This is a genomic window from Pseudomonas sp. CFBP 13719 (assembly GCF_014842095.1).
Taxonomy (GTDB): domain Bacteria; phylum Pseudomonadota; class Gammaproteobacteria; order Pseudomonadales; family Pseudomonadaceae; genus Aquipseudomonas.
Genome location: NZ_JACYVB010000009.1, coordinates 65,057 through 82,193 on the forward strand (window position 1 = coordinate 65,057; position 17,137 = coordinate 82,193).

13 protein-coding genes and 2 pseudogenes are annotated in these 17,137 nt (G+C 63.1%); 9 read left to right on the forward strand and 6 right to left on the reverse strand.

The window, feature by feature from the left end; all coding sequences use genetic code 11:
- Positions 1-7 precede the first annotated feature (7 nt).
- A complete protein-coding gene (locus IFT57_RS22830; RefSeq protein ID WP_192152762.1) occupies positions 8-622 on the forward strand; it encodes an energy transducer TonB in 615 nt (204 codons plus the stop codon).
- A 214-nt stretch (positions 623-836) separates the two neighbouring features.
- On the opposite strand, the gene IFT57_RS22835 is transcribed toward IFT57_RS22830, so the two are convergent.
- The 6 genes from IFT57_RS22835 to ppc form a co-directional block, all read right to left on the reverse strand.
- A complete protein-coding gene (locus tag IFT57_RS22835; protein WP_192152763.1) occupies positions 837-1,526 on the reverse strand; it encodes an extensin family protein in 690 nt (229 codons plus the stop codon).
- 48 nt (positions 1,527-1,574) lie between these two features.
- On the reverse strand, positions 1,575-2,444 hold the full coding sequence (locus IFT57_RS22840; protein WP_192152824.1) for a DUF72 domain-containing protein: 870 nt from the start codon (positions 2,442-2,444) through the stop codon (positions 1,575-1,577).
- Complete coding sequence (locus tag IFT57_RS22845; protein ID WP_122795243.1) at positions 2,441-2,734, reverse strand: hypothetical protein; 294 nt, start codon at positions 2,732-2,734, stop codon at positions 2,441-2,443. Before IFT57_RS22845 ends, IFT57_RS22840 begins: the two co-directional genes overlap by 4 nt.
- Before the next feature lie 155 nt (positions 2,735-2,889).
- A complete protein-coding gene (gene tsaB, locus IFT57_RS22850; protein ID WP_192152764.1) occupies positions 2,890-3,570 on the reverse strand; it encodes a tRNA (adenosine(37)-N6)-threonylcarbamoyltransferase complex dimerization subunit type 1 TsaB in 681 nt (226 codons plus the stop codon).
- Between the two features lie 124 nt (positions 3,571-3,694).
- Positions 3,695-4,342: an adenylate kinase gene (gene adk / locus IFT57_RS22855; RefSeq protein WP_192152765.1), complete on the reverse strand. Its 648-nt coding sequence runs from the start codon at positions 4,340-4,342 to the stop codon at positions 3,695-3,697.
- 265 nt (positions 4,343-4,607) lie between these two features.
- Positions 4,608-7,253: a phosphoenolpyruvate carboxylase gene (ppc, locus tag IFT57_RS22860; RefSeq protein WP_192152766.1), complete on the reverse strand. Its 2,646-nt coding sequence runs from the start codon at positions 7,251-7,253 to the stop codon at positions 4,608-4,610.
- Positions 7,254-7,485: 232 nt separating this feature from the next.
- On the opposite strand from ppc, the gene IFT57_RS22865 reads away from it, so the two are divergent.
- From IFT57_RS22865 to IFT57_RS22895, 8 genes and pseudogenes are all read left to right on the forward strand, one after another.
- The gene (locus IFT57_RS22865) at positions 7,486-7,830 is read left to right on the forward strand and encodes a pilin assembly protein (RefSeq protein WP_122795246.1); all 345 of its coding nucleotides are present in this window, start codon (positions 7,486-7,488) and stop codon (positions 7,828-7,830) included.
- 241 nt (positions 7,831-8,071) lie between these two features.
- Positions 8,072-8,476 carry a DUF4398 domain-containing protein gene (locus IFT57_RS22870; RefSeq protein WP_192152767.1) on the forward strand — a complete coding sequence of 135 codons (405 nt, stop codon included), beginning with the start codon at positions 8,072-8,074 and terminating at the stop codon, positions 8,474-8,476.
- A 42-nt stretch (positions 8,477-8,518) separates the two neighbouring features.
- Complete coding sequence (locus IFT57_RS22875; RefSeq protein ID WP_192152768.1) at positions 8,519-9,331, forward strand: OmpA family protein; 813 nt, start codon at positions 8,519-8,521, stop codon at positions 9,329-9,331.
- 216 nt (positions 9,332-9,547) lie between these two features.
- Positions 9,548-10,264 (forward strand): annotated as a pseudogene (locus IFT57_RS27335) (PAS domain-containing protein); the annotation flags it as partial.
- 108 nt (positions 10,265-10,372) lie between these two features.
- Positions 10,373-10,816, forward strand: a pseudogene (locus IFT57_RS27340) (methyl-accepting chemotaxis protein); the annotation flags it as partial.
- A gap of 246 nt (positions 10,817-11,062) precedes the next feature.
- Entirely contained in the window at positions 11,063-11,476 is a 414-nt protein-coding gene (locus tag IFT57_RS22885; protein ID WP_122795250.1) for a DUF4398 domain-containing protein, read from the forward strand.
- Positions 11,477-11,517: 41 nt separating this feature from the next.
- On the forward strand, positions 11,518-12,300 hold the full coding sequence (locus IFT57_RS22890) for an OmpA family protein (protein ID WP_192152770.1): 783 nt from the start codon (positions 11,518-11,520) through the stop codon (positions 12,298-12,300).
- A 137-nt stretch (positions 12,301-12,437) separates the two neighbouring features.
- Positions 12,438-17,135 (forward strand): NEL-type E3 ubiquitin ligase domain-containing protein, encoded by a 4,698-nt coding sequence (locus IFT57_RS22895; protein ID WP_192152771.1) that lies wholly within the window; start codon positions 12,438-12,440, stop codon positions 17,133-17,135.
- The last annotated feature ends 2 nt before the right edge of the window (positions 17,136-17,137 follow it).

The window sequence follows — 17,137 nt, forward strand, 5'->3', positions numbered from 1 at the left end:
GAGTGCCATGTCCGTCATCAATTCCACAGCGCCAGGTTACATTTCGCCCATCGGCGACTTCAGCCAGCACAACATCCAGACCCTGGGTGCTGCAAGTGCGCTGTGGCAGGACTTCTTCGCCCAGGCACTGACCGAGCACCGCGACGGGCAAGTGCAAGGGCAGGCGCACGCAGCGGCAGACACTGCATCGGCGGCCGAGCCCAGTGCCGGCAGCGAGATCCTGGCGCATATTCTTCTGCAGCGCCTGTGCGATGTTCGCGACACTGAAGTGAAACCTCCCGAGCCGTTGTTTCTGCCGAAGGCCGAACTGGAGCTGACGTTGCTGGACAAACCCTCGGCGCCGCTGTCCGAGGAAGATGTGCTGGCCCAACAGGCGCACCTGGCGTTCGACAGCCGCTGGGTTCGTCCGCTGGTGTTGAACCAGGGTGACCAGAGCACGCAGCCGGGCCCGGGGCCGCTGCCTCGTGCGCTGCGCCTGCCGATCGCCGAATTCGACTGGCAGTTGGCGCAGACGCCGGTACCGCTGGCGCAGGAAACCATCAGTGAACAATGCCATGCGTTGGAGCTGGACCTGAGCTGGATGCGCCCCGCCGTGCTGAACAACATTCGCCAGGCTGCCTGAGCGCCGACCGAGTCCTTCCAGGTACCCCGCGTGCACCGCCGACGCGGCTCGCGCCGCTGCTACAGAGTCCCAAACCGGCAACCCGCGCCCGCCGTCCATCCAGCCCTTACACCTGTAGCAGCGGCGCAAGCCGCGTCAGCCGTACATCCACTCCCTGGCCCTGTAGCAGCGGCGCGAGCCGCGTCCGGGTACACCGCGGTGGCTGGGAAATGGATCAGCGGCACACGCTCCAGCGGCCCATGTCGAGGTGGAAATGGTTGCGGTGGGCGGCGTTGTACTCGGGGCCGAGCACAGTATTGAAATGCTGGCAGGCGCCGTCGCGTACCTGACGCAGGAAGCGCGCGTTGGCGCTGTCGCCAGGCCAATCCTTGAGCACGTTGATACGACGTCCGTCGGCCAGACGAAACCCGGCAATGTCCAGCGCGTTGGCACTGGCATGCTGGCTCAGACGTCCTTCACTGCGACCATAGACATTGCGGCAGGCAAAGCTGCCCAAGTGATCAACCTGGGTTACCGCCTGGCCGAACGTCGCCTGCGCTGCCGGCTGCAGGGCCTGGCGCTCGAACATGGCGAACGCCACCACCACCGGGCAGGTTGCGAGGAAACTGCTGCTCAATCTGACCTCGCTGCCCTGCACACGCAATACGTTTACCAACGGGCACTTGGCATCCGCCGGGCTGTCGGCCTGAACGCTATAGCGCACGGTGGAAGTCGCCAGCGCCTGCACACACAGCTGTGGATCGTTCTGTAATTTGCCGAGCTTGTAGCGGGTAAGGAAATTCACCGGTTCGGCGATATCCAGCGCAGCCCAGGGATTCCAACGAGCGGGCACTTCGATCCAGCCTCGCCACACGGCAACGGGCGCGGCCGCGAACAGCAGCAGAATGATCAGCAATCTCGGCACACGGGCTCCTGTTCGGCGTAACTGGCCGAAGCGTCCGGGAAAACGCGATCAGAGCAGGCCGAGTTGCGCCGTCTGTGGCTCCCCGGGCAGTTCTTTTAAGGCTGGCAGGCCTGGCAAACGTTCCATCAGACGCTCGTGGAAGCGCCGGGCCAGGGCGGGCGCGAGCAGGTTGTCGGCGGTGTGCAGAAAAATGTAAGGGGTACGCCCTTCTTCGATCCAACCGGCGATCTTCTCCACCCAGGGGGTCAGAAAAGGCTCGTTCGCCTGCAGCTCTGGGTGGCCAATGAAGCGCACCTGCGGGCTATGGCTGAACGCCGCTGGGCGCGGTGGCACTCGCGGCTTCTTGGACTGGGCGTGAAGCACGGCGGGGGCGTTCGAAACACAGCTGAACAGGGCGCGCGGATCCAGGCAGATACGCTCGACATTGCGTTCGCGCAGCAGATTGTTGAGCAACCGCTCCTCGTCACCGCGGGCGAAGAACGCGCCATGACGTACCTCCACGGCGATGGGCCGCTGCAGGACGTCGATGAAGTCGATCAACTCCGGCAGACGCCAAGGCGTGAAAGACGCTGGCAACTGCAACCACAAGGGCGCCACCCGATCGCCCAGCGGCGCGAGCAGGCGGCAAAAATCCTCAGCCGCGCCCAGGTGCTCGCGCAGATCGCCGCCATGGCTGATGTCACGTGGCAATTTGGCCGTGAAGCGAAAATCGGACGGCATGCTCGCAGCCCAGCGTTCCACGGTATTGGGCGCCGGCCGTGCGTAGAACGTGGTATTGCCTTCCACGGCGTTGAACTGCTGAGCATAGAGGGCAAGAAAATCGGGCGGACGCGCGTCGTGCGGATAGAGATCACCGCGCCAGGCGTTTTCGCTCCACGACGGGCAGCCGATGAAATAAGGCAGGCTGGGCACAGTCAGATATGCACATCCAGACCCAGCACCTCATTGTCCCATTCGACGAAACCCTGGGTGCTCAGGTACATGCCCAGCGCGTCAGCCGCACGGCGGCTCATCGAACGGGGAAAGATCATGTCCTGCTGACGGGCCGGCACGCTGGTGCCGCGCGCACGGGAGCGCTGGGGCGTAGGCTGCGCAGGAACCTCGAACTCACCCTCGATATCGTCGACGGTTTCCTGCACCCGCGCCTTGTCCGCAAGCGGCTTGCGCTTGATTGGATAAGGCTGGGAGGAAACACCATCGATACGCATCAGGTTCACTCGATCGTCGTAAGAAGCCGCCGCAGCGTTAGCGTTGTGCAGCGACCCAGGTGATCACTAGACCACACATTGCGGCAAAGTTTTATCTCAAGAGCAGATTATGCCGATGAAATGCGCACTACAGGCTTGAACGCCGACGAAGCGTACTACAACGGCGACTTTTTCGGTGTAGCAACGTTGTCGCGCAGATACACCGGTTGGGCGCCATCGGCGGGCAAGCCTTCGCCACGCGCCCAGGCAAACCGGGCAAGTTCGAGCAGGTCCTGTGCGTGGGGCAGCAGATCGGCGTCACGCCCCACAGTGGCCACAGCGATCCGCTCGGCATAGGTCCAGCCGGTGCCCGCGCCAAACCACTCGCCAGAAGCCTGGGCCGGGAGCTGAGCCCGTTCGGGCGCGAATACGCCTTCCTCGCCCTGCAGGCGCATTTCCCCGGCGCGCTCTTGATAGCAACCCCAGTACACCTCGTCCATGCGCGCGTCGATGGCAGCCGCTACCTGGCCGGCGCCGTGCTCGCGCCACGCGCGCTGGGCCAGCAGGGCCAGGTTGGACACTGGCAACACAGGACGATCCAGGCCGAACGCCAGGCCCTGGACCACCCCTACCGCGATGCGTACCCCGGTGAACGCGCCCGGGCCGCGTCCGAAGGCAATTGCATCGACGGCCGTCAGCGCTACGCCCGCTTCCGCCAGCAAGGTTTTGATCATGGGCAGCAGCTTCTGCGCGTGAAGGCGCGGGATCACTTCATAGTGGCTCGACACCTTGCCATCGTGCAGCAACGCAACGGAGCAGGCTTCAGTGGCAGTGTCCAGGGCCAGCAGGGTGGTCATCGAAAGGGTCCAGGCAAGGTGGGAAAAGGCGATTATAGACAACTACGGCCCGCAAGCGGGCCGTTCATGACAAGGCAATGGTCGACCACCGGTGTGTGGATACCCGGTGTGTCGATACCAACACTCAGCTCAGTGCGGCAAGCACCTTGGCGGTGATGTCGGCAACCGAACCGACGCCTTCGACATGGCTGCACTTGGGCTTGCCATGGGTAGCCGCCAGTTCGTTGTAGAACGCCACCAGCGGCTTGGTCTGCGAGTGGTAGACCGAGAGGCGATGACGCACGGTTTCCTCGGTGTCGTCCTTGCGCTGCACCAGCGCCTCACCGGTCTCGTCATCCTTGCCCGCTTCGCGCGGTGGATTGTAGACGGTGTGATAGACGCGACCCGATGCCTCATGAACACGACGACCGGCAATACGCTGAACGATCTCTTCGTCGTCGACGGCGATTTCCAGAACGTGGTCGAGCTCAACGCCATTGGTGACCAGGGCTTCGGCCTGGGGAATGGTGCGCGGGAAGCCATCGAAGAGGAAGCCGTTGGCACAATCGGGCTGAGCGATGCGCTCCTTGACCAGGGCGATGATCAGGTCGTCGGACACCAGGCCGCCGCTGTCCATGACGCTCTTGGCCAGCACACCCAGTTCGCTACCGGCCTTGACGGCAGCACGGAGCATGTCGCCCGTGGAAATTTGCGGGATACCGAATTTTTCGGTGATGAATTTTGCCTGAGTACCTTTACCGGCCCCGGGAGCTCCCAGCAGAATCACGCGCATCGATGTGCTCCTCTCGATTTTTATAGATAGTCGTCGAATCTGCTCCGGCCGCGCTGACGGCAGAAGCCCTTCCCAAAAAAAATGATGGCCGCAAGACGGCCAAAGGCTGATCAAGATACACAGCGGGCACGGGGCACACAAGCCACCGAAAGTCGCAGGCACCCGCCCCCGGGGACGGTGTCCTGCAGGGGTTGTACCGGGTATTACCGTCAATCGGTTGCACCCGGGCTGGTGGCTGCCCGGCTGCACCGATCGACCGCCTGTCTCAACCGGTATTGCGCAACCCGGCAGCGATGCCTGCCACGGTGACCAGCAGGGCCTGTTCCAGCGGGCTGTCCAGCGCCGCTTCGCGGGCGCGCGAGCGTTTCAGCAGCTCGGCCTGCAGCTGATGCAGCGGATCCAGATAGGTGTTGCGCAGGCTGAAGAACTCCAGCGTTGTCGGGCTGTGGGCGAGCAGGTGGGTCTGCCCGGTGAGGCCCAGCACGGCCGCGCAACACTGCGACAATAGGTCGCGCAGTTCCGCGCCCAATGGCTGCAGGTCGGGTTCGACCAGACGCACGTCATACAGCGCGGCAATCTCGGCATCGGCCTTGGCCAACACCATCTCGAGCATGTCGATACGCGTGCGGAAGAACGGCCAGTGGGCGCGCATCGAAGTCAGTTGCTCGGCCTGGCCACTCGCCAGCGCTGCGCCGAGGGCGGTCTCCCAGCCCAGCCAGGCGGGCAGCATCAGCCGCGTCTGGGTCCAGCCGAAGATCCATGGAATGGCGCGCAGGCTTTCGATCCCGCCCTGCCGGCGCTTGGCCGGACGGCTGCCCAGAGGCAAACGACCGAGCTCCTGTTCGGGCGTGGCCTGGCGGAAGTACTCGACGAAGTGCGGGTTCTCACGCACCACCTGCCGATAAGCCTTGACGCCCTGTTCCGCGAGCTCGTCCATCACGCTGCGCCAGGCAGGCTCGGGCAGTGGCGGCGGCAGCACGGTGGCTTCCAGCACGGCGGCGACATACAGGTTGAGGTTTTGCTCGGCGATGTCCGGCAGGCCGAACTTGAAGCGGATCATTTCGCCCTGTTCGGTGGTGCGGAAGCGCCCTGCCACCGAACCCGGTGGCTGCGACAGAATGGCCGCGTGGGCCGGACCGCCACCGCGGCCTACGGTGCCGCCGCGACCATGGAACAGCAACAGCTCGACGCCGTGTGCCTGGCAGATGTTCACCAGCGTTTCCTGGGCCCGGTACTGCGCCCACGCTGCCGCGGTGGTCCCGGCATCCTTGGCCGAATCGGAGTAGCCGATCATCACCTCCTGCGGCCCCTGCAGCGAGCTGCGGTAGTCGGGCAGCTGCAGCAGGCGCTCAAGCACCGGGCCAGCGTTGTCGAGGTCGGCCAGGGTTTCGAACAGCGGCACCACGCGCATCGATCGGCGCAGCCCGGACTCCTTGAGCAGAAGCTGCACCGCCAGCACGTCGGAGGCGGCGCCCGCCATGGAGATCACGTAGGAGCCCAGTGACGCAGCCGGCGCCGCCGCCACCTCGCGGCAGGTGGCCAGTACTTCGGCGGTGTCTTCGCTGGGTGCGAAGCAGGTGGGCAGCAGCGGCCGGCGATTGGCGAGCTCGCGCACGAGGAATTCGATCCGCGCGTCCTCGTCCCAGTCGTCATAGCGACCCAGCCCCAGGTACTCGGTGATTTCACTCAACGCCCCGCGATGGCGGGTCGAATCCTGACGCACATCGAGGCGCACCAGAAACAGGCCGAAGGTCACGGCGCGGCGCAGGCAGTCCAGCAGCGGTCCATCGGCGATCACGCCCGTGCCGCAAGCGTGCAGCGAGTCGAAGCACAGCTGCAACGGCTCGATCAGCTCGCGATTGTGCTGCAGCACCTGGTCATCGCCGGGCTGATCGCCCGGCAGCGACGCATGGGCCCAGTTGCGCGTGGCCCGCAGGCGTTCGCGCAGCTGCTTGAGCACGGCGCGATAGGGTTCGCGGCTGTCGGACGCTTGGGCCATAAGCGGCGCACTGGCCTGCTGCATCGACAGATCGGCGGCCAGTTGATCGACATCGCGCAGGAACAGGTCGGCCGCCATCCAGCGCGCCAGCAGCAGCACTTCGCGGGTCACCTTGGCTGTCACGTTCGGGTTGCCGTCGCGATCGCCGCCCATCCACGAAGCGAAGCGTATGGGCGCAGCGCTCAAGGGCAGGCGTTGGCCGGTGGCGGCCTGCAACGCCGCGTCGACCTTGCGCAGGTGGTTGGGCACCGCGTGCCACAGCGAATTCTCGATGACCGCGAAACCCCACTTGGCTTCATCCACAGGCGTGGGTCGGGTGCGACGGATCTCCTCGGTGTGCCAAGCCTCGGCGATCAACCGCTGCAGGCGCTCCCGCACCGCGTTGCGCTCGGCGGCGGTGAGGTCGCGGTGGTCATGCAAGGCCAACTGGGCGGCGATGGCGTCGTATTTCTGGATCAAGGTACGGCGAGCGACTTCGGTGGGGTGGGCGGTCAACACCAGTTCGATATCCAGTGCCAGCAACTGCTGCGCCAACGCTTCGGGGCTGTGCCCGGCGCTTTTCAACCGACCCAGCAGCTCGTCCAGGGCAAGGTTTTCGAAGGGCTCGGGCTGGCCTTCATCGCGGCGGCGGATCAGCTGGTACTGTTCGCAGATGTTGGCCAGGTTGAGGAACTGGTTGAAGGCACGGGCCACGGGCAGCAGCTCTTCCTCGCCGAGGTCGTCCAGGCTGGAGCGCAGTTCGGCACTGACCGCGTCACCGGCCGGATCAGCCCGACGGTCCGCCTTGGCGCCACGCCGTATGCGCTCGATCTTTTCCAGAAAAGCCTCGCCGTACTGCTCGCGGATGGTATTGCCCAGCAATTCGCCAAGCAGGTGCACGTCTTCGCGCAGGCGCAGATCGATATCGGACATCGGCATTTTCTCCATTGCTTGGAAACGGTGTGCCCTTCCAGCCCGCGCGGCGCGGCGTGTGATCCGATTGCCATGGCCACTGAACAAGCACGGGAAAAACGGCTCTACAAATTATTGGCAAGCAGCAACGGCTGCCAGGCGACAACGGCTTTACAGCAAAGAGTGCCCCAGCCGAGCCGAGGCTGACAAGCAGGTTGGACAGGGGCGTGAATAACCTGCGCATGAGGTATCTATGAAGATTCATGAACTGGCCGAGCATTGGGAACAGAACGCCAAGGGTCGACTGACCGACACGGGCATCAACATACATCTGGACATGGAGTCGGCCGCTCGCCTGGCGGCCCTGACCCAGATGTACCCCAAGCATCACGCTCAGGAACTGTTGGGCGAACTGATCGGTGCGGCACTCGAAGAGCTCGAAGGCAGCTTTCCCTACGTCAAGGGGACCAAGGTCATCGCCACCGATGAAGAAGGCGACCCCATGTACGAAGACATCGGCGCAACACCGCGTTTCCTGGCGCTGTCGCGCGAACACCTTGGGCGCTTGAAAAACGATGCGGACGACACCGCGAACTGAACATGGACTGGCAACTTCAGGAAGTTTCCTACACCTGTAAAACGCTTGGTCAAATAGCCAGAAAAAAAAAGCCAGCTCTAACGAATAAAACCATACAAATCAATAGGATAGTGTTCAATAGCGATTGTAGACTCGGAAAAAAGAGCCAGGAAATGGCCATCGATCCGTCCGCTGCGCATCGCGGCGGCAAGCCCGATTCGGCGTGCCGCGGATAGCGGACGAAGCAATCAATCGCTGTCCAATGGAGCACTATCGCGTGAATACATCCAGCGTACGGTCGTGTTTCGGCCCTCTGAAAACAGCCCTTGTGTGCCTTGCTGCCGGTGTTGTGCTGACAGGCTGTGCCGGCACCGCGCCGGTCGAGCAATATGCGTTGAGCCGGTCGGCCGTCAATGCAGCGGTGAGCGCCGGTGGCACCGAGTTCGCCGCCATCGAAATGAAGTCCGCCCAGGACAAGCTCAAGAACGCTGAAATCGCCTTGCACCGCAAGCACCACGATGAAGCCCGGCGCCTCGCCGAGCAGGCTGAGTGGGATGCCCGGGTGGCCGAGCGCAAGGCTCAGGCGGCCAAGGCTCGCCGCGCCGTCGACGATGCCCGCCAGGGTGTCCAGGACTTGCGCGAGGAAGGCCTGCGCGCTGCTTCTTGAGCCTGGCTTTCGGGTTCTTCTTTCAAGATTCAGGAACATACCGTGAACAACACATTCAAGTTTCCCGCCCTGTCGGCGCTGGTCGTGCTGCTGGCTGCCTGCTCCAAGACCCCCAATCCGCAACTGGTGCAGGCCCAGGCCAACTTCGCCGGCCTGCAGGGCAACCCCAAGTCGGTACAGTTGGCCGCCCTGGAAACCAAGGATGCCGCCGACTGGCTGGAGCGCGCCGAAACGGCCGCTCGCGCCAACGAGGCAGACGAGCACGTGGGTCATCTGGCCTACCTGAGCAATCAGCGTGTCGAAGTCGCCAGGCACACCATCGAGCTGCGCACGGCCGAGCAGGCGATCCTGGGCGTCGCCGCGCTGCGTGCCCAGGCCCGTCTGGAAGCTCGCGATGCGCAGATCAAGAAACTGCAGGAAAGCCTCAACGCCAGGCAGCCCGCAGCCGAAGCGATGGCCGTGGCACAGACCGAGCGCGGCAGCCTGGTAACCTTCGGCGACGTACTGTTCGAAGTGGGGCAAGCCGAGCTGCGCGCCAGTGCCTACGACAACATAGGCCGCCTGGCGCAGTTCCTGCGCGACAACCCGGACCGCAAGGTCATCGTCGAAGGGCATACCGACAGCACTGGTTCGGCATCCTTCAACCAGACCCTGTCGCAGCGACGCGCCAATGCCGTCATGGTGCAGCTGGTGCGTACCGGCGTGGGTGCCGAACGCATCGTGGCTCAAGGGCTGGGTATGGCCTACCCGGTTGCCGGCAACGGCGACGCTTCGGGCCGTGCCCAGAACCGCCGCGTGGAAGTGACCATTTCCAACGACAACCAACCGGTCAGAAGCCGCGCTTCGCTGCATTGATTCACCACGCTTGGGAAAACCCGGCCTGCGCGCCGGGTTTTTCATGCCCGGGCGTTTCATAGCGAAGAACGCGCAGTCGGTTCGCGAGCACCTTGACCTTAAGTATGGTTCTGCACGGTCGATAATCTAGGTGCCCTTCCCCTACCCGAGGCCTGCCACATGTTCTGGTTCAAACGCATGAAAAACGAAATGGCCGCCTTGCGTGAGGAAGTGGCAATGGTCCGGCAGATCCGCCAGGGTCTGGACGAAGAAACCATTCACCTGAGACTCGACCCGCGAGGGTGCATTCTCGGGGTGAACGCCAACTTCGAGGAAGTGCTGCAATACCGCAATGACGAGCTGGCGGGCAAACCGCTGGAAAGCCTGGTTGCCGAACAGGTGCGCAGCGACCCGCACTATGCGCGAGTGCGAACCGCCATCCGGCAGGGAGAACATTTCTGCGGCGCCTGGCGGTTGTTGCGCAAGGACGGCGGCGAGACCTGGCTGCGCGTCATCATGCACCCCGTACGCGCTACCGACGGCACGCTGCTCAAGTTTTCCTGCTATGCGAGCGACCTGACCAATACCATCGAAACCTCTCGCGCCCATGAGAACTTCATTCAGGCGCTGTTGCGCTCTACTGCGGTGATCGAGTTCGACCTCAACGGGCATGTGCTCACTGCCAACGACCTGTTTCTGCAGGCGATGGGCTATCGTCTGGAGCAGGTCAAGGGTAAGCATCACCGGCTGTTCTGCAGCAGCGATATCGCCGATTCCAGTGAGTACCAGGCGTTCTGGGATCGGCTGCGCCGTGGAGAGTTCGTCGCCCAGCGCTTCAAACGCATCGACAGTCAGGGCCGGGATGTCTGGCTCGAAGCGTCCTACAACCCGGTTCGGGACGGCAATGCCAAGGTCTACAAAGTGGTGAAGGTCGCTACCGTCATCACCGAGATGGTGGAGCGTGAAATAGCCATCGCCGAAGCCGCGACGGTGGCGTACGACACATCGGTGCGCACCGATGAAACCGCGCTGCGCGGGGCGCAAGTCGTGCGAGACACGGTCGACGTGATGAAAGACTTGGCTCATCACATGCAAAGCGCCGCCGAAGGCATCGAGGCGCTGGACGAGCAGAGCCAGGTCATTTCCAACATCATCAAGACGATCAGCGGCATCGCTGCACAAACCAATCTGCTGGCGTTGAATGCCGCCATCGAAGCTGCGCGGGCCGGGGAACAAGGCCGCGGTTTCGCGGTGGTCGCCGATGAAGTGCGTCAGCTAGCCTCGCGTACGACTCAAGCCACTGCCGAGATCGAAAGCGTGGTGCAGCAGAATCAGAAGCTGGCCACCGTTGCGGTCGCCACCATCGGTGCTGGCAAACACAAAGCGGAGTCTGGCCTGCAACTGGCGAACCAGGCCGGCACTGTCATCACCGAAATTCAGGACGGTGCCAAACGCGTACTGGGCGCGGTCGAGAGCTTTGCAACGCAACTGGCCGCCGAGGCCTGACTGCCTCCCTGTCACCGGTCGAATGGGGCATGGCGTCGATCTCCGGGCCAGATTCTGTTCGGCACGCCAAACCCACGGCGTCAGAAAAAAACCACCCATTCGGACAAATTTCTGAACTATTCAAAATTCCCTTGTGTCCCAACGTTTAACCATTACAGCCAGCGGCGTCAGTGAGTCGCCGGGCTTTACCCAGGCGCGCGAAACGTTCGACTGTCATGGATTTTGATGTTTTTCAGGAGCTATCCAATGGAGTTGAAAGCCATGAATACCCGTACTGCCAAAACCTCGTCCACCCCTCTGCGCGGGCTGAAACTGGCTGCCCTGGCACTGGGTACCACCTTCGTCCTGGCTGGCTGCGCCGGCAAGCCACCGACCGAACAGTACGCTGTGACCCAGTCGGCCGTGAACAGTGCCGTGAGCGCTGGCGGTACCGAATACGCTGCAGTCGAAATGAAAGCGGCGCAGGACAAGTTCAAGCAGGCTGAAATCGCCATGCATGACGAGAACTACGGGAAAGCCAAGATGCTGGCCGAACAGGCCGAGTGGGACGCACGTCTGGCCGAGCGCAAGGCCCAGGCCGGCAAAGCCGCCAAGGCCGTGCAAGACGCCAAGCAGGGTGTACAGGACCTGCGTGAAGAAGCCGAGCGCAGCGCTCAGTAAGCTGCCCACCGCGACTTGAACTCGAATAAAGGATGAAGATTATGCGTAAACAATTGATGGTTCCTGCTCTGTTGGCTCTCAGCGTTGGCCTGGCAGCTTGCTCCACCCCGCCTAACCCTAACCTGGAGCAGGCGCGGACCAACTTCTCGTCCCTGCAGACCAACCCCAAGTCGGTACAGCTGGCGGCCCTGGAAACCAAGGACGCGTCGGAGTGGCTGGATAAGGCCGACAAAGCCTTCCGTGATGACGCCGATGCCAAGAAGGTCGACCAATTGGCCTACCTGACCAACCAGCGCGTTGAAGTGGCCAAGCAGACCATCGCTTTGCGCAGCGCCGAGGAAACCCTCAAAGGTGCCGCTGCCCAGCGCGCTCAGGCTCGCCTGGAGGCCCGCGACGCTCAGATCAAGAAGCTTCAGGAAAGCCTGAACGCCAAGCAGACTGACCGCGGTACCCTGGTGACCTTCGGTGACGTGCTGTTCGACCTGAACAAGGCCGAGCTGAAGTCGTCCGCGTTCGTCAACGTAGCCAAGCTGGCTCAGTTCCTTCAGGAAAACCCTGATCGCAAGGTCATCGTTGAAGGCTACACCGACAGCACCGGTTCGGCTGCCTACAACCAGAGCCTGTCCGAGCGCCGCGCCACTTCGGTGATGGCTGCACTGGTCCGCGCTGGCGTCGAGCCTTCGCGTGTCGTCGCTCAGGGCTATGGCAAGGAATACCCTGTTGCCGACAACACCAGCAACTCGGGCCGTGCCCAGAACCGCCGCGTGGAAGTGACCATTTCCAACGACAACCAGCCTGTTGCGCCGCGCTCCTCGATGCGTTGATGCTTCTGGACGGAGAGGAAATCCCGGCCTGTGCCGGGATTTTTTTTGCCCATCGTGCCGTGACGATGATTATGTAGCGCTCATCACTGCCCCTCTTCACAGCCAATGACGTCTTCACTCGATGAAGGAAGACGTGCATGCCCGCTACCCCCTCGAAACACCTGACCCGCCAGTACGAAACCCTGGTTTCGCCCCTTGAAAGCGCGGACCAGCCCCCTTGGCTCGAACGGGCCAGCGCCGAGCAGCGGCGCCAATTGCAGGAACATCACGCGCGAAGCTGGCAGGCCCGACAGCGTGCAACGCAAGCGTTCGGCACCCTACAGAGCCTGTATCGGTTCATCCGCAGCAACCTGTCGAGCACCGACTGGGCGAGCGTTACCCCCAACGATGTATGGGCCGTTCAACACAGGCTTTCGCTGGACGAGCAATACTTTGCCTATTTGCGTTCGGCATCGACCACGTCGGTGCTGCGCGCTGCGATGCAGGATGCCTACCAGGCTATCCTGCAGGAAGAAACCACGCTGGCCAGCATCCGCGAGCACATAGGCAGGCCAGGCCGGAGGATGCTGGACTGGTTGATCGACGGCTTTGCAACCGGCTCGGCGGAATTTGCCCAGCAAGGCCTGTATGTGGATGAACAGGCGGTGCAGATCGGCTCGTTGCAGCTGTTCAATGAAGTGGCTGCGCCCGAGATCATCGTGCTGGGCGCCGATGACGACGCCGCACCCTGTGTGGCCTACATCCCTGGCCATCCGCTGCACCCGCTCAAACAGTACCCTTCACGTGCGAGCTTTTTCGCCAGCGTGCGCAGAGAACTGCTCGATGCCAGGTTTCAGCACTTCTTCAGCCGCTTCATCGCGCTGTCCGACCTGCCACGGGTGACGGCCAGATGGCTTGACCCAGACACCGTGAGCCAACTTCCGATGCGAGCCCCAATCCTGAGCCAGGGTCTGCGCCTTCATCTTCGGCAAAACCGCGAAAAACGCCTGCTCGCCGACGCGGCGGTGCTGATTCCTACCAGTGCCCAGGCGGCTGCGCGGTTGCAGCAGCAATGCCCGTCATTCGCTCGTCTCATTCAGCAGCACCTGATCCTCGGTGCAGGTGTCGGCGTCGGTGCCGCAGAAGAACCGGAAGGTCGCCAGCCCTCGGATTGGATGATGCCGATGAGCGACGTACGCGTCGGTGCCGACAGACGCTGCTGGCTTCCGGCGCTGGGCGAGTATCGCCTGACCGACGCCGAGGCCCCTGCAGGGCGGCCCGATGAACGAGGGCTTTACCGTCTGGCGGCCGGCCAGGCGATCAAGATCAACCAGGGGTTCTACCGCGTCGAAAAGGATGCAACGGGGCAGTGGCGTATTGCACACCCGCAAGCCAGCCACGCCTATCTGCCGTTGCTGCGCCACAACGACAAGGGCGCGTGGTACCACCAGCACGAGAAGCCAGAACACTGGAAGCGGCTCTCGCTGTTGCGCCGTCTCGGTCCACTGAGCGATGGCTTCGACGATCAGCGCTTGCTTGAGGTAGCGCGGATCAGCGGGGTCGGCAACGATCCATTGCGCAGCGTCTACCTGGCAGGCAAGCCGATCCCCATGCTGGTGAATTACGCCTTGAAGCGCGCACGCATCATCGACGATGTCGCGCAGATCATCGAGCGAATCAGCAAGGGCCTGCCGGTGCCCGAAGGCTACGACGTGCCGCAGCTGCGGGCGTTCTACCACGCCACTGCCAGGCGTCAAACCCAGCCGGAGCAGGCCTTGAGCCGCAAGCGCCGTGGCGACCCGACGCCGCCACCCTGCCAGCAACCTTCTGCCTGCACAGCAGCGCCTGTGCCACCGCTGGAAGTAGACCTGGACTTGCTGCACTGGTCGATGTTGCTGCACAGGGCCATCCTGGCCCACCGCTTCGAGCTTGCCGAGATTCCAGCCGACCGCGCTACCCGGGAGTTGCGTCGTCGCTACCCCGCCATTCCCCTGCAACTGGCACAGCTGTTCATCGATGACAACCGCGAGGCGGTCGCCGCGTCATTGCAGACGCCCGACGCCGTTCTGCCTCTGGATGTGGCACAGCAGGCCCGTCAGCTCGAACAAGACGCCCGACTCATCCACGCCCTGGAGGGTTTTACCGTCCCCTCCACGCTGAACAATGACACCTTCATCCTGGCGGTGCGGTTGCTCGAATATCTGGACGGATGGCAACCCGGTACCGCCCTGCTGCTGCGCGACGGTGGCCGATCCGGTGCGCCTCTGGCAGAACTCGGCACCACGGATGTCGACACCGTGTCGGTCTACCGCGACGATGAAGAAGGCTGGTATACCGTCGGCGCGGACCAAGTGCTGTTGCCCCAGGACCTGAGCGAATACGGCTTCTATCGTGCCCTGCTCCACGCCCTATCCCCCCATCAACGCACTGCGATTGGCGTGGGAATCAATGAACCGGAACGCTTGCACCAGCGCCTCAGCGAAATGGCCCTGACCCGGCGCACTCGGGCCCAGACCCTGCTCAATCTGCCCGTGCCGCGTACGTGGCTGAGCCCCACGCCGGGCACAGTGGCACGGCGCGACGCCTGGCCCCGCGAGACAGAGATGTTCGATCGCGACCCGGCCACTGCAAGACTTGAACGCTTGTTCACCCCCACCTCATCGGCCTTCATGACCTCTACTGCCGAGGATTACCTTGGCTACCTGCTGCAGCACAACGTGCCGATCGGCCCGATGCTCGCCAGACTCGAGCAGGAGCGCCCTCGCCTGCTCGCCAGCGCAGGGTCGTGGGCCGAGCAGGGCACTGCAGGGTACATGCGGCGAGAACGTGAAAGAGCAGTCGACGACCTGCTGCACGCGTGGGAGGCGCGGATCGCCCTGCGCCCCGCAAGCCTGCATTTGACCGAGGGCGATTTGGGTGCGCTGCCGCCTCTGGACATTGACCTGCCGGCAGTCGAGTACCTGCGTCTGGTTGGCTTCCAGCGATTGGACAACCTTGAATCGATGCTGCGGCACATGCCCAATCTGCGTCGCCTGGAACTCATCAACCTGCCGATGACCGTCCTTCCCGAAGCGTTGAGCAGCCTGCACAATCTGCGCTTGCTGGACCTGTCACGCAGTAATCTGGCCCCTGAAGCCATCGCGGCGGTTGGCACGCTGCGGCATCTGCAGACTCTGGTCCTCAACGACATGCAGTTGCCAGACTTCAGTTGGACACACCAGCAGGTCCGTCGCCTCACCGCCAGCGGCTCCCTGCACACCTTGACGCTGCAAAACTCCAGGGCCGGGTTCGAAGCCGGGGTATTTGCCGTACTGGCCAGCCGCAGGTCGCTGCACACGCTGAACCTCACCCAGAACCTGATCATCCTGAGCGCGGCAGACGCCCGCGATCTTGCGACGATGGTGCAACTGCGCGTTCTGGATCTGTCGAACAACCCGTTGATACCCGGACAACTCTTCAATAGCGAAGAGCATGTACCGGGCGCCGGCCAAGGTATTTCGACCGCGCCGGTGACCTTGGACCTCAGCCGCCTGGGACTTCTGGAGGAGCTGGACCTGAGCGCGTCCAACCTGGACCACTGGCCAGTGGGCCTGGAATCGCTGCCACGCTTGCACCACGCCGACCTCAGCCATCTGAACATTGCCAGCGTGCCGCCAGGTGCCGGAAGTACACCGGGGCTCTGTCTGTACAGCGCGTCATTGCCTGAGCCTCTGCGCTCGCGCTTTGAAGCAGAAATGCGCACGGTGGGCAACGTCTACCTCGAACCTGAACCCTCCGAATCAATGGATTCGGAGTGGTCGCCGCGCTCACTGATTTCACCGCTTTCGCCTGGGGAATCAATCACGGCGCGCAACGAACAGACACTGCGCGATGCGCCTCGTCTGTTCACAGGTTTTCCGGCGGACCAGCTGCAGCAGGCCAATCAATTGCTGGATGATACGGATCCAGCCGCCGCTGACTTTTTCAGGCTGCTGCTGCGCCTGGATGTATCGGCACAGGCGCGGCTTCCCGGTACCAACATGCGGGCTCGCATCCAGGTCGTCATCCGCGGTGCGTGCAATCATCGACAACTGCGTGCACAGCTGTATGAGCAAGCGCAGGACGCGGTTAGCTGCGTGGACCGCGATGCCTTGATCTTCTCGTCAATGGCAAACCTTGCGAGGGTATACGCACTGCTCGAGCAAACATGCGACGAGTCTGCCATTCCCGCAGTGATTGCCATGGCACGACAGGACTGGCGTGAGGCGCGTGTCCGGGACTACGTCATGCTGCATATCGGTCGCTGGGGTGAGCAAGGCCATGTCATCGACGATGTCGAAATCGTGCTGTATTTCTGCATGGCGCTGGCTGAACGGCTGGACCTGAGCAATCCCCCGTTGGTACAAGCGTTCACCAGCTACACCCTCTGGGTGACGCAAAGCATGCTCGATGCTGCCGGCAACTATGCCTTGGAGCGACACGACGACGCCTGGATAGACTATGTGAATCGCCAACCTTACTGGCAGCTGTTCATAAGCACTGCCTGCAACGGTCAAAGTCAGGCTATCGATCGCTGGCAACGCCATGTGGCCGAAGCCCTCGACGCCTCCATCAACGAGGAGCGGCAGCCGCCGCAGCTGTCCGAAAGTGAGCGCCAGCGCTTGCATGAAGTGCTGGTCAACAGCGGTCAGCTGGGCCCGTTGGCGCCTTTGCCCGAAAGGCTGCGGTTGAGCGACACCGAGCAGCATGGCGTCAGCTCATACAACCTGGCCTACGCGGCCTTGCTGGAAAGCGTGAGCCAGGCGCGCCTGCAACTGACCCGCAGTATCCTGCAGGCGTCACCGCCGGGCCCATCCTCACGCCCCCCTACGCCTTGACG

Excerpts from the sequence above, each read along its gene's own strand:
- IFT57_RS22830 (WP_192152762.1), top strand. The coding sequence starts at position 8 with ATGTCCGTCATCAATTCCACAGCGCCAGGTTACATTTCGCCCATCGGC.
- IFT57_RS22845 (WP_122795243.1), bottom strand. The coding sequence starts at position 2,734 with ATGCGTATCGATGGTGTTTCCTCCCAGCCTTATCCAATCAAGCGCAAG.
- tsaB (WP_192152764.1), bottom strand. The coding sequence starts at position 3,570 with ATGACCACCCTGCTGGCCCTGGACACTGCCACTGAAGCCTGCTCCGTT.
- adk (WP_192152765.1), bottom strand. The coding sequence starts at position 4,342 with ATGCGCGTGATTCTGCTGGGAGCTCCCGGGGCCGGTAAAGGTACTCAG.
- ppc (WP_192152766.1), bottom strand. The coding sequence starts at position 7,253 with ATGTCCGATATCGATCTGCGCCTGCGCGAAGACGTGCACCTGCTTGGC.
- IFT57_RS22865 (WP_122795246.1), top strand. The coding sequence starts at position 7,486 with ATGAAGATTCATGAACTGGCCGAGCATTGGGAACAGAACGCCAAGGGT.
- IFT57_RS22870 (WP_192152767.1), top strand. The coding sequence starts at position 8,072 with ATGGAGCACTATCGCGTGAATACATCCAGCGTACGGTCGTGTTTCGGC.
- IFT57_RS22885 (WP_122795250.1), top strand. The coding sequence starts at position 11,063 with ATGGAGTTGAAAGCCATGAATACCCGTACTGCCAAAACCTCGTCCACC.
- IFT57_RS22890 (WP_192152770.1), top strand. The coding sequence starts at position 11,518 with ATGCGTAAACAATTGATGGTTCCTGCTCTGTTGGCTCTCAGCGTTGGC.
- IFT57_RS22895 (WP_192152771.1), top strand. The coding sequence starts at position 12,438 with ATGCCCGCTACCCCCTCGAAACACCTGACCCGCCAGTACGAAACCCTG.